We start from the raw sequence: 12,432 nt of genomic DNA, 5'->3' as shown, positions 1-12,432 counted from the left end.
TTAATTTAAATAAAAGGATTGCATAATGACGACCGTAATCATTCTGTTACTGGTTGCTGTGATTGTGATTTTTGCTGTAAAAGATATTCGCATTAATCTGATCACTCGACCAACGTTTAGTATGTTTAAAAAAGTATTGCCACCCTTATCACAAACAGAACGTGAAGCCATGGAAGCGGGCGACGTGTGGTGGGATGGTGAGCTATTTAGTGGCAACCCTGACTGGCAGAAACTACATAGTTTTCCTAAACCTGAACTCAGTGATAAAGAGCGCGCATTTATGAGTAAGCAGGTTGAGACGTTACTTGCTATGCTTGATGATTATCAAATTGTCCAAAAAGATAAAGACCTACCAAACGAAGTCTGGGAATATTTAAAGAAAGAAGGCTTTTTTGCGTTAATCATTCCTGAAGAATTTGGTGGTCGTGAATTTTCAGCCATTGCTAATTCGACCATCGTATCAAAAATTGCCACCAAAAGTTTAACTGCTGCGGTCACCGTAATGGTACCAAACAGTTTAGGCCCTGGTGAGCTACTGCTTCATTACGGAACTAAAGAGCAACAAGAGCGTTGGTTACCAAGCTTAGCTAAAGGTGATGATGTCCCTTGTTTTGCGTTAACAGGTCCAGAGGCAGGGTCGGATGCCGGTAGTATTCCCGATACTGGCGTTGTTTGCATGGGCATGCATAATGGTGAAGAAGTAATCGGTTTAAAGCTTAATTGGTCAAAACGCTACATTACCCTTGCACCAATTGCTACAGTGCTAGGTCTTGCATTTAAGATGTACGATCCTGATGGTCTGTTGGGCGATAAAAAAGAGTTAGGTATTACCTGTGCGCTTATTCCGACTGATCACGAAGGTGTGCAAACGGGTGAGCGTCATTATCCTCTCAATATGGCATTTATGAATGGCACAACCTATGGTAAAGATGTGTTTATTCCGCTTGATTGGATCATTGGTGGCGAAAAGGGGGCTGGTCGAGGTTGGCGCATGCTGGTTGAATGCTTAAGCGCTGGTCGTGGTATTTCGCTACCGGCACTCAGCACTGCAACAGGCCATCTTGCATCACGTATGACATCGGCGTATGCGACGGTAAGGCAACAATTCGGTGTGTCAATTGGCCAATTCGAAGGCGTGCAAGAAGCGCTTGCGCGTATCGGTGGGTTAACATACACCCTTGAATCTGCAAGGTTAATGACCGCTGGCGCCATAGATTTAAAGCTGAGTCCATCAGTAGTGACAGCCATTGCTAAGTACCATATGACAGAAATGGGTCGCACTGTAATGAATGATGCCATGGATATTCATTCAGGTAAGGGCATTCAAGTAGGTCCTAATAACTATCTTGCCCATGGTTACATGGGGATCCCTGTATCGATCACCGTTGAAGGGGCAAATATTCTTACTCGTAATTTGATGATTTTTGGTCAAGGTGCGACTCGTTGCCACCCATTTGTTTTAAAAGAAATGGCAGCCGCTGCAATGGAAGATCATGACCTTGCACTGAAAGAGTTTGACTCATTACTGCTACAGCATATTTTGTTTGCAACAAGCAATGCGGGTATGGCTTTTGTACATGGTTTAACACGCAGTTACTTTGCTAAATCTCCAGTGTGTGGAGTGACAAGTCACTATTACAAACAGTTGAGCCGAATGAGTCGAGGCTTAGCATTTTGTACTGATGTTGCTATGTTGGTATTAGGTGGCGAGTTAAAACGCAAAGAGATGATTTCGGCGCGTTTAGGCGATGTGCTGAGCCACTTATATCTTGCCTCATGCGTTCTGAAACGCTACGAGGATGAAGGGCGTCAACAAGCCGATTTACCGTTTGTTCAATATGCAGTAGAACATTCGCTTTATAGTATTGGCCAAGCATTTGACGGCTTTTTCAAAAACTTTTCGAACCCGATTGTTAACTTTTTACTGAAGCGTATCGTTTTCCCATTGGGTAACCATTACCATCGCCCAAGTGATGAGCTAGCACAGACTATGTGTGAGCACATGACTAACCCTGGTGTATTTAGGGACAGATTGACCCATTTATGCTACGTAGACGATAAAGCGGGAACTGGTGTAATGGAAAATGCTTTCTTAGCCATGATAGATACGCAGGAAGACTTTAAACAATTACGAAAATGGCAAAAAGAAGGCTCGATTTCCCGTAATCTAGAGCTTGAGGATGCTATCGTTGAAGCTGCTGAGAAAAACTTAATTAATGCAACCGTCGCTGAGCGTATGAGTGAAGCGAATGCGCTACGTAAGCAAGCAATCGCTGTGGATAATTTCGCGCCTGGTGAACTCTAATCAACGCATTAAAAAGCCTTGCTTAGCAAGGCTTTTTTGTCTTCACTTATCTAGCAAAAGGGTCGGGGTTAATTTTTTCAATATACCAATCACCTTTTTTACGTATCATTTTAACGCTACGCATATCATCAATTTTTTTGCCATTGAAGTAGCCAGTAAAAATAAGATTGATATTGGCTTTATCACCGTACTGCTCTCGCAAACTCATATTCGTCATGTCGACTTCGATCACGACTTCATCGTACTGCATATTAACCAAATTACGGGCAAACTGGTTAGCGGTACCATAAGATTTCATAATTCGCGCCATCTTTGGCGTTGCATATTGGGTCGCTAAGTTTAAATCTTGTTTATTATATAAAGCGTCAAAGAAGAGCGTCGCCGTTACTCCTGGGGTATTCTTTTCACCTTTCGGGGCATCTTCAGGTCCGCATCCGAGCAGTAGAACACTGCTTAGTAGGGCACAAATAAAAAGTATTTTTTTCATTGTTCATGGTTTAGAAAATATAATTTGCCTTTAGTGTGTGACTAAATAACTTTCTTGTAAAGGTGGTTAGGTGTTTTAGGTTGGTTTATTTTTATTTTATAATAAAAAAGGATGCAATATGCATCCTTTTTTATCTTAATTAAGCTATTTATTGAACAAGCTCTTTGTCACTGAATTCTTCAGCAAATAATGGGCTTGATAAATAACGCTCTGTCGCACTTGGTAAAATTACCACAATATTCTTACCTGCATTTTCAGGTTTTTCTGCAAGTCGTTTTGCCGCAACAACTGCTGCACCAGATGAAATACCTACCAAGATACCTTCATTTTTCATTAACTCATGCGCCATTGCAATCGCATCTTCATTTGATACTTGCTCAGCAGCGTCAACAACTTCTAGGTCTAAGTTACCTGGGATAAAGCCGGCACCGATACCTTGAATTTTGTGAGGACCTGGTTTGATTTCTTCACCTGCTAGAGTTTGGCTAATAACAGGTGAGTTTGTTGGCTCAACAGCAACAGATTGAACATTTAAACCTTTTTCTAGTTTAAGGTAGCGGCTTACACCTGTAATAGTACCGCCCGTGCCTACACCAGCTACGAAAATGTCGATTTTACCATCCATTGCTTCGAAGATTTCAGGACCCGTTGTTTCAAAGTGAATTTTCGGGTTAGCTGGGTTTTCGAATTGTTGTAAAAGAATGTATTTTTCAGGCTCACTTGCTTGAATTTCTTTTGCTTTTTCAATAGCGCCATTCATGCCTTTAGCGCCATCTGTTAAGACTAAGTTGGCGCCTAAAGCTTTTAATAGTTTACGACGCTCTAAGCTCATCGTATTGGGCATAGTCAGTGTCAATTTATAACCACGAGAAGCTGCAACAAAGGCAAGAGCAATACCTGTGTTACCAGATGTTGGTTCGATTAACTCTTTTTCTTTCGTTAAAACACCTGACTTTTCTGCTTCCCAGATCATTGAAGCGCCAATGCGGCATTTAACACTGAAGCTTGGGTTACGAGATTCTACTTTAGCGAAAACATTACCTGAGGTAACGCGATTAAGCTTTACAATTGGCGTATTGCCAATCGTTAATGAATTATCTTCAAAAATGTTAGACATAGTGTTCCCTTGGAAGCAATTTATCAATCGTGATCAAATAGCTTAGGCTACCGATCTGTAATAGTCACACTTTACTTCGCCAAATAAAAAACGAAAGTAAAGTTTGGCTATAACATATAGCGAATAGGCTTATAGCTTTTAGGAATAAGCCAAAAATCATCAGAGCTGCCACATAGTCGGGGGAGTTTTTACGCTTAAAGAATTAAGTGAGTGATGTGTTCGGCTTCTTCAAAAAGGTAATCACTCGGCATGTATTTAATGCAATCATTATAACTGAGATCAATTTTCAAATTAGATTCTTGTCAGTTGTGATGGTAAATTGCGCAATCAAACGTAAATTTGGCTGTTTTATAACAAAAGTAAATCAAAACGTGGTAAAAGATTACCACCTAAAAATTGAAGTGATCGTTATGAATTTAATTCTAAAGTTAATTGCTGGCATTGTTGCTGGTATCTTAGTGGGACTATATGTGCCATTAACAGGTGTTGAACTCCTTTATACAATAAAAGAAATAATAGGTCAGTTGATTACCTTTACGATACCGTTGATCATTTTATTCTTTATTGCATCAGGTATTGCAGGCTTACCAAAGGGCTCAGGTCACTTGCTTGGTAAAACAGTAGGGTTTGCTTATGGCTCGACTATTATTGCGGGCACACTTGCTTTCTTACTGGTTAGTACGATTATCCCGTTGTTTGACGGTGGCTTAACCTACGAAGCTGAAATTGCGACTGAAGTAGGAAGCTTTATCGATTTAGAAATTCCTCCTCTTATGGGGGTTATGACAGCCTTGGCTACAGCATTTGTGTTTGGTATTGGCATGAGTCAACTGCAACTTGATACATTAAAAAAAGTGTCGGACCAAGGACGCGATGTAATTGATGGCTTGTTAGCAAAAGTTATTATCCCTGCGCTTCCTTTTTATATTGCAGGTGTTTTTGCTGAAATGACCGTTGCAGGCACAGTCGTTGATACACTACAAACGTTTGGTATTGTCTTACTTGCTGCACTGATTATGCACTGGTTATGGTTAACAGTTTTATATGTTAGTACGGGTCTTTTATTAAAACGTAATCCAATAGAACTTGTAAAAAATATGCTTCCAGCTTATTTTACTGCTTTAGGGACAATGTCGAGTGCTGCAACGATCCCAGTTTCATTACGTGCGAGCAAAGCAAATAATGTAAAAGAAGATGTTGCAAACTTTACTGTACCATTATGTGCAACCATCCATTTATCAGGCTCAACTATTACGATAGTTACTTGCGCATTAGCCGTTATGTTTTTGTCACCAAATATGGATGTGCCATCATTATTCGGCATGTTGCCATTTATTATGATGTTAGGTGTCGTCATGATTGCAGCACCGGGTGCACCTGGTGGCGCAGTTATGTCAGCATTGGGGCTTTTAACCAGTATGCTTGGCTTCAATGAAGGCGCTGTTGCATTAATGATTGCACTATATTTAGCGCAAGATAGCTTTGGTACTGCTTGTAATGTTACAGGCGATGGTATTATTGCATTGTGGGTTGATCGCTTTAGCGAGAAAGCCTCGTCATAAAATTAATTTGCGAGACGATATTTGATTTATCGTTTCGCTGTTTCTGTGCTAATGTGGCACATTAAATTGTGCGAAAGCATATATTTGGGTTATTCGAGGGTGTTCCATTGATTAATGTACTTTTAGTTGATGACCATGAACTTGTACGGACAGGGATCAGACGTATACTTGATGATGTTCGTGGTTTTAAAGTGGTTGGTGAAGCTAAAACCGGTGAAGAAGCAGTACAGTTTTGCCGTCAAAATTCACCTGATATAGTGTTAATGGACATGAATATGCCAGGTATAGGCGGGTTAGAAGCAACGAAGAAAATCTGTCGTTATTGCCCAGATGTAAAAATAATCGTGCTTACTGTGCATTGCGAAGACCCATTTCCTAGCAAAGTGATGCAGATAGGTGCTCATGGTTATCTAACCAAAGGGGCAGGCTCAGATGAAATGGTGAATGCGATTCGTGCTGTAAATGCAGGTCAACGTTATATTGCACCAGAAATAGCACAGCAAATTGCACTTGCACAGGTTAGTGGTCGAACAGATGAAAACCCGTTTCAGAGTTTATCTGAGCGTGAGTTACAGATTATGTTAATGATCACTAAAGGTGAAAAAGCGCAAGATATCGCTGACCGTCTTAACCTCAGTTCAAAAACAGTGAATAGTTATCGCTACCGCATGTTTGAAAAGCTCAATGTGGGTGGTGATGTAGAGCTAACTCATTTAGCGATCCGCCATAAAATGATCGATATTGATAGTTCGCATTAATTTGCTCAATGTCTGATTTCGATTCTGCCCGCTTTCTTAAAACATTATCAAGCGAACCTGGTGTCTACAGGATGCTTGATAATGAAGGGCAAGTAATTTATGTAGGGAAGGCTAAAAGCCTAAAAAAGCGTGTCAGTAGTTATTTCCGCAGTAATGTTACTGATAGTAAAACCCGTGTCTTAGTAAGTAATATTTGTGGTATTGAAGTCACTCTAACTAATACCGAAACCGAAGCTCTATTACTTGAAAATAATCTAATAAAAAAATACCAGCCTCGCTACAATATTTTACTGCGAGATGATAAATCATATCCATATATTTTACTGACTGATCATAAACATCCACGCTTAGCTTTTCACCGCGGTAGTCGCAAAATTAAAGGTGAGTATTTTGGGCCTTTTCCCAGTGCAGGTGCCGTATCCGAAAGCTTGCGGTTAATGCAAAAGATCTTCCCTGTTCGCCAATGTGAAGATGCTTATTATCGAGCTAGAAGTCGTCCTTGCCTTCAATACCAATTGAAGCGTTGTTCTGCACCCTGTGTCAATAAAGTTTCAGATGAAGAATACAAGCAAGAAGTTGATTTTGTTCGTAAATTCTTACTGGGTAAATCACATGAAGTTATTGCTGATTTAATTGCCAAGATGGAGCAAGCCAGTAAAGAGCTGAAATTTGAATTAGCTGCAAAAGTGCGCGATCAAATAATGCTACTTAGAAAAATGCAGGAACAACAATCTATTTCAGGTAATCATGCTGAAATGGATGTTGTGGGCTTTGCTCATCTGAATGGTTTAAATGCAGTTCACTTATTAATGATCCGCGACCATAAAGTGCTGGGCAGTAAAACCTACTTTCCGAAAGTGCCAAAGGATTCAGGGCAAGAAGAAATTTTGACTTCTTTCTTAGGCCAGTATTATTTAGCGCCCGGTGCAACAGGGCGTATCGCCAAAGAAATTATATTACCGTTTAGTATTGAAGAGGGTGAGCCTTTAAGTGAGGCACTTACGGCTATTTCAGAGCGTAAAGTCAGTTTAAAAGTTGCTAATCGAGGTGAGCGGGCACAGTATCTAAAGCTAGCTAACAAAAATGCATTAAATAGCATCAGTGTAAAACAAAGTACCCAAGACTCAATTAATAAACGCTATGCGCAATTAAAAGAAACGCTACGTCTTGATGATATTAATCGCATGGAATGTTTTGATATCAGTCATACAATGGGTGAAAACACGGTTGCTAGTTGTGTTGTGTTTGATTCGCAAGGACCTAATAATAAAGAGTATCGCCGTTTTAATGTTACGGGGATTACTGGTGGAGATGACTATGCCGCCATGGAGTTCGCATTAAATAAGCGCTACAACAAAGTAGTCGACGAAGAAAAAATACCCGATGTTATTTTCATCGATGGTGGTAAAGGTCAACTGTCTCGTGCTGAACAGTATTTTGAAACGTGGCCGCATAATAAAATGCCACTGTTAGTGGGTGTCGCAAAAGGGACTAGCCGAAAACCAGGGTTAGAAACTTTACTCATAGATGGAGGACGCAAAACAATTCCACTTGATTCAGATGCGCCAGCTCTTCATTTAATTCAACATATTCGTGATGAATCACACCGTTTTGCTATTGCAGGTCACCGTAATAAAAGACAAAAACAGCGAACTCAATCACTACTCGAAGAGATTTCTGGGGTAGGGCAAAAGCGTCGTCAATCAATTTTAAAATATTTAGGGGGCATGCAAGGGGTAAAAGCTGCTAATATAGAACAATTAAAACAAGTTCCTGGGATCAGCCCTGAAATGGCTGAGAAGATATTTAATCATTTGCATGACAAGGCGTAGCCTTCATGCGAATATAGAAAAAAAGACATCTCCAAGTAGTTATGTGGAATATTCCAAACACACTCACAACCTTTAGACTTTTTCTAATCCCTATTTTTTTGGTGATTTTTTATTTGCCATTCTCATGGGCGTTTTTCGCAGCGGCATTTGTATTCTGGCTTGCGTCAATCACTGATATTCTTGATGGCTACTTAGCTCGTCGACTTGATCAGTCAACACCCTTTGGTGCTTTCTTAGATCCTGTTGCCGATAAAGTAATGGTTTGCGCAGCACTTGTAGCGCTTTCTAGTCACTATCAGAGCTTATATATGACAATACCTGCACTTGTTATTATCAGTCGTGAAATTGTTATTTCTGCACTGCGTGAATGGATGGCCGAGCAGGGTAAACGCGACAACGTGGCCGTATCAAATATGGGCAAATTCAAGACCGCCGCACAAATGCTAGCGATTATTGGCTTAATTTGGCAATTTGACACTTGGATGATCTACTTAAGTTATGGGCTTTTATATATTGCGACACTGTTAACGCTTAGTTCTATGTTGCAATATTTGATGGCTGCGTGGTCAGAGTTGACCAAAAATTGATCCTAAACGTCTAATTACACACCGTTTTAGATAAAAAATAAGCAAACAGTTCAAAACTGGCATTTTTTATATTGACGCGTTTAATAATCTCTGTAGAATGCGTCCGTGTTGAGAGGGCATAGCCCCCAAGATAAAGAAAGCGGCACTAGCTCAGTTGGTAGAGCGCAACCTTGCCAAGGTTGAGGTCACGAGTTCGAGCCTCGTGTGCCGCTCCAATTATCTAGCTTGGCGGAATGGCAGAGTGGCCATGCAGCGGATTGCAAATCCGTCCACCTCGGTTCGACTCCGGGTTCCGCCTCCATTCAACACTCCACGCGCTCTAAGAGCAACCCGATGCCCGGGTGGTGGAATTGGTAGACACAAGGGATTTAAAATCCCTCGTTCGTAAGGACGTGCCGGTTCAAGTCCGGCCCCGGGCACCATTTGTGGTTAACTGCAACACCAAGTGTAGTTTTAAAATTTTTTAGATTTAACCTTAGAGTTAATATGATGCGGCACTAGCTCAGTTGGTAGAGCGCAACCTTGCCAAGGTTGAGGTCACGAGTTCGAGCCTCGTGTGCCGCTCCATATTAGCTTTATCCACTTGCTTTAAATAGCAAACCCGATGCCCGGGTGGTGGAATTGGTAGACACAAGGGATTTAAAATCCCTCGTTCGTAAGGACGTGCCGGTTCAAGTCCGGCCCCGGGCACCATTTAAACTTAAATAGTTTATGGATGAAGAAAAAATTTGCGGCACTAGCTCAGTTGCCAGAACGTTATTACCGCAACCTCAAGGTTATGCACAAACGGACGAAATACTGACAGAAAAAAATTTGCGGCACTAGCTCAGTTGCCAGAACGTTATTACTGCAACCTCAAGGTTGTGCACCAACGGACGAAATACTGACAGAAAAAATTTGCGGCACTAGCTCAGTTGCCAGAACGTTATTACTGCAACCTCAAGGTTGTGCACCAACGGACGAAATACTGACAGAAAAAATTTGCGGCACTAGCTCAGTTGGTAGAGCGCAACCTTGCCAAGGTTGAGGTCACGAGTTCGAGCCTCGTGTGCCGCTCCAATTATTTGGAAGCGATAAGGCGGAATGGCAGAGTGGCCATGCAGCGGATTGCAAATCCGTCTACCTCGGTTCGACTCCGGGTTCCGCCTCCATATAATACTCCACACGCTCATATGAGCAACCCGATGCCCGGGTGGTGGAATTGGTAGACACAAGGGATTTAAAATCCCTCGTTCGTAAGGACGTGCCGGTTCAAGTCCGGCCCCGGGCACCATTTATATAAAATACCTCTTTTATATTTCTTTTAACAATCTCATCTAATTATTTTTTTATTGCCAAAATAGCTCTATAGTTTCCTAAGTCTTTTTTAAGTTCTACTGATTCAATAAATAGGATCAAGGAAAGATAATGGAGCAATTTAAACGGGGCTTAAATCAGTTTTGGGTTGGTGCAGTGTTTGGGGTTTGCTTAGCAATTTCATTAGTGCTTATTCCTATCGCAATTAATATGTCGAACATTAATGACGTACTTAAAATTCATGAAGTTAATGTGTTAGTTGAAAAAGTTTCGACTGTTTTCGATAAATCAGAACAGGCTATTGGTGATGCTAAAACAGCGTTGATCGACTTTGATAATGACGTAGTGATGGATATGCTGACTGCCGTACAATCTTATTAGCAACAAACACAGTGATTATTATCCTTTGAGCAAAAATAAGTATTAAAAGAGCAAATTAAAGAACAGCTTGCACATCAACTTAAAGATAAACTCAACGAGCAGCAGACGACATTCATATTGTCTGTCTTTGAAAAGTTAGCAAATACAAAAAAGGGAGCGCAAGCGCTCCCCAATTAAGTACTTATTAAACTAGATTATTTGCGCCACGCGCCTTTAGGAATTGTTTGATTCAGTTTTTTGTTTTGCGAAGGATCAAAAGTAGGTAACTTACCCGCTTTGCGTTGAGTGTTGTAATCCTTAGCTAACCAAATGACGACGCCAGACAACATGAATAGGGCTATTACATTTACAATAGCCATTAGCCCCATTGAAATATCCGCAAGAGTCCACACGATTGGCAACTCGCCAAGTGCACCAAACATGACCATACCAAGAACAAGTAATCTAAAAACTAACATACCAGCTGCATGATTATGTTCTAAGAATAATAAATTAGTTTCAGCGTAAGAATAATTTGCAACAATAGAGGTAAATGCAAAAAACAAAATTGCCACCGCAATAAAAGTTGCGCCCCAACTGCCAACATGCTCCTCTAGTGCTGCTTGTGTTAATGCAATACCAGTCACGCCTGAATCAGGTACCAATTGTTGTGATAATAAAATCAGTGCCGCAGTCGCGCTACATATGATGATGGTATCAACAAATACACCTAGCATTTGTACGTAACCTTGAGAAGCTGGGTGAGGAGGGTTGGGTGTAGCTGTCGCTGCGGCGTTTGCTGCACTACCCATACCGGCTTCATTAGAAAACAGACCACGTTTAATACCTTGGATCATGGCCTGCATTACACCATAACCAATAGCACCAGCGCCAGCTTGCTCAATGCCAAACGCACTATTTATTACATGCATAAATACATCAGGTAGTAAATTGTAGTTACTTATACAAACATAAAGAGCTACGAGGAAGTAGGCTAGAGCCATGAATGGAACAACCATTTCTGCAAATCGAGAGATTGTTCTTAACCCGCCGAAGATAATGATACCGGAGCCAAGAACAAGCGAGATACCAACTATATAATTAGGAACTCCAAATGCAACTTCAAAGGCTGCTGCAATAGAGTTTGATTGAACAGCATTAAAGACAAGACCGAAAGCTAAAATTAAGCAAAGTGAAAAAATAACGCCCATCCAGCGTTTGCCTAAACCGTATTCCATATAATAAGCAGGGCCACCTCGAAAGTTACCCTCTTCATCGACGGTTTTATAGGCTTGTGCAAGTGTACTTTCGGCAAAACTGGTCGCCATTCCTATTAGCGCAATCAACCACATCCAAAATATAGCCCCAGCGCCACCTAAATAAAGTGCAACGGCCACGCCTGCCATATTACCCGTACCAACTCGTGCTGCTAGGGAAGTACAAAATGCTTGAAATGAAGAAATACCTTCACCACATCCTTTGCGACTTTGGAACATCACTTTGACCATATGAGGAAATTGGGTGAATTGTATAAAGCCAAGTCGAAGTGTAAAAAATAGCCCCGCGGCTATTAATAGGTAAACCAGAATGTGGCCCCAGAGAAGGCCACTTATACTATTTATAATATCTGTCATTTTTTCTTGCCTTGTGAGCGAGTGGAATCTGCGGCGAAACTTACCATAACAAGAGAGGAGAGTTTAGTTATTCTGTTAAAAAACTCACGTTATCCACAGCTTGCTGTGTGTAACTTGTTTGCATTTGGTGGGTATCTGGTTAATTTAAAAATAATCAAAAAAACCTGCGAAAAGTGCTTGCGTAAAAAATCCATCTCCCTATAATGCGCATCCACTGACACGGCGGGCAGCAACGAAAGGCGCTGAACAAGGTGACAGAGAGTTAAGTAAAACTTCGGTTTAAAACGGTCTAAAAAGAAAGTTTGAAATTAAGTGTTGACTCGAAAAATTAAGGATGTATTATACGCATCCCTAGCGACAACGTCGCAACGTTCTTTAACAATATAAAGCAATCATCTGTGTGGGCACTCGTACAGATTGAGTTCTAACAGCAGAGTCTAGTTCGCTAGATGACGCAAACAAATTTAGAGTCTCAATTTCTTATGAGTGACTAT

The 12,432-nt window shown here is 41.0% G+C and carries 9 protein-coding genes and 8 tRNA genes; 14 read left to right on the top strand and 3 right to left on the bottom strand.

Going from position 1 to position 12,432, the window contains the following annotated elements; genetic code table 11:
- The first annotated feature begins 25 nt into the window (after positions 1 to 25).
- Entirely contained in the window at positions 26 to 2,305 is a 2,280-nt protein-coding gene (locus L3V41_RS08870; protein ID WP_237127605.1) for an acyl-CoA dehydrogenase, read from the top strand.
- 46 nt (positions 2,306 to 2,351) lie between these two features.
- Here L3V41_RS08870 and L3V41_RS08865 read toward each other — a convergent pair whose 3' ends face one another.
- Positions 2,352 to 2,792: a hypothetical protein gene (locus tag L3V41_RS08865; RefSeq protein ID WP_130151447.1), complete on the bottom strand. Its 441-nt coding sequence runs from the start codon at positions 2,790 to 2,792 to the stop codon at positions 2,352 to 2,354.
- A 148-nt stretch (positions 2,793 to 2,940) separates the two neighbouring features.
- Entirely contained in the window at positions 2,941 to 3,909 is a 969-nt protein-coding gene (gene cysK, locus L3V41_RS08860; protein WP_062570774.1) for a cysteine synthase A, read from the bottom strand.
- A gap of 410 nt (positions 3,910 to 4,319) precedes the next feature.
- Here cysK and L3V41_RS08855 point away from each other — a divergent pair, with 410 nt between their 5' ends.
- The 13 genes from L3V41_RS08855 to L3V41_RS08795 all read left to right on the top strand — a co-directional run bounded on the left by L3V41_RS08855 (position 4,320) and on the right by L3V41_RS08795 (position 10,325).
- The gene (locus tag L3V41_RS08855) at positions 4,320 to 5,471 is read left to right on the top strand and encodes a dicarboxylate/amino acid:cation symporter (RefSeq protein WP_062570812.1); all 1,152 of its coding nucleotides are present in this window, start codon (positions 4,320 to 4,322) and stop codon (positions 5,469 to 5,471) included.
- Between the two features lie 107 nt (positions 5,472 to 5,578).
- On the top strand, positions 5,579 to 6,229 hold the full coding sequence (uvrY, locus tag L3V41_RS08850; RefSeq protein ID WP_062570775.1) for a UvrY/SirA/GacA family response regulator transcription factor: 651 nt from the start codon (positions 5,579 to 5,581) through the stop codon (positions 6,227 to 6,229).
- An 8-nt stretch (positions 6,230 to 6,237) separates the two neighbouring features.
- The gene (gene uvrC, locus L3V41_RS08845; RefSeq protein ID WP_062570776.1) at positions 6,238 to 8,061 is read left to right on the top strand and encodes an excinuclease ABC subunit UvrC; all 1,824 of its coding nucleotides are present in this window, start codon (positions 6,238 to 6,240) and stop codon (positions 8,059 to 8,061) included.
- Between the two features lie 41 nt (positions 8,062 to 8,102).
- A complete protein-coding gene (gene pgsA, locus L3V41_RS08840) occupies positions 8,103 to 8,648 on the top strand; it encodes a CDP-diacylglycerol--glycerol-3-phosphate 3-phosphatidyltransferase (protein ID WP_062570777.1) in 546 nt (181 codons plus the stop codon).
- 139 nt (positions 8,649 to 8,787) lie between these two features.
- Positions 8,788 to 8,863: transfer RNA gene (locus L3V41_RS08835), tRNA-Gly, on the top strand.
- A 12-nt stretch (positions 8,864 to 8,875) separates the two neighbouring features.
- Positions 8,876 to 8,949: transfer RNA gene (locus tag L3V41_RS08830), tRNA-Cys, on the top strand.
- 34 nt (positions 8,950 to 8,983) lie between these two features.
- A tRNA-Leu gene (locus L3V41_RS08825) sits at positions 8,984 to 9,070 on the top strand.
- 69 nt (positions 9,071 to 9,139) lie between these two features.
- Positions 9,140 to 9,215 (top strand) — tRNA-Gly (locus tag L3V41_RS08820).
- A 39-nt stretch (positions 9,216 to 9,254) separates the two neighbouring features.
- Positions 9,255 to 9,341, top strand: a tRNA-Leu gene (locus tag L3V41_RS08815).
- Between the two features lie 290 nt (positions 9,342 to 9,631).
- Positions 9,632 to 9,707, top strand: a tRNA-Gly gene (locus L3V41_RS08810).
- Positions 9,708 to 9,725: 18 nt separating this feature from the next.
- A tRNA-Cys gene (locus L3V41_RS08805) sits at positions 9,726 to 9,799 on the top strand.
- A 35-nt stretch (positions 9,800 to 9,834) separates the two neighbouring features.
- Positions 9,835 to 9,921, top strand: a tRNA-Leu gene (locus L3V41_RS08800).
- A gap of 134 nt (positions 9,922 to 10,055) precedes the next feature.
- Positions 10,056 to 10,325 carry a hypothetical protein gene (locus L3V41_RS08795; RefSeq protein ID WP_237127604.1) on the top strand — a complete coding sequence of 90 codons (270 nt, stop codon included), beginning with the start codon at positions 10,056 to 10,058 and terminating at the stop codon, positions 10,323 to 10,325.
- Between the two features lie 194 nt (positions 10,326 to 10,519).
- Here the strand turns inward: L3V41_RS08795 and L3V41_RS08790 are convergent, their stop codons facing one another.
- The gene (locus tag L3V41_RS08790) at positions 10,520 to 11,938 is read right to left on the bottom strand and encodes a sodium:alanine symporter family protein (RefSeq protein WP_237115123.1); all 1,419 of its coding nucleotides are present in this window, start codon (positions 11,936 to 11,938) and stop codon (positions 10,520 to 10,522) included.
- Positions 11,939 to 12,432: the final 494 nt, after the last annotated feature.

The sequence above is a fragment of the Pseudoalteromonas sp. L21 genome (genome assembly GCF_021728035.1).
In the GTDB taxonomy this organism is placed as follows: domain Bacteria; phylum Pseudomonadota; class Gammaproteobacteria; order Enterobacterales; family Alteromonadaceae; genus Pseudoalteromonas; species Pseudoalteromonas arabiensis.
The sequence above is the reverse complement of the archived record's forward strand: the minus strand, read 5'-3'. Positions and strand labels throughout refer to the sequence as shown.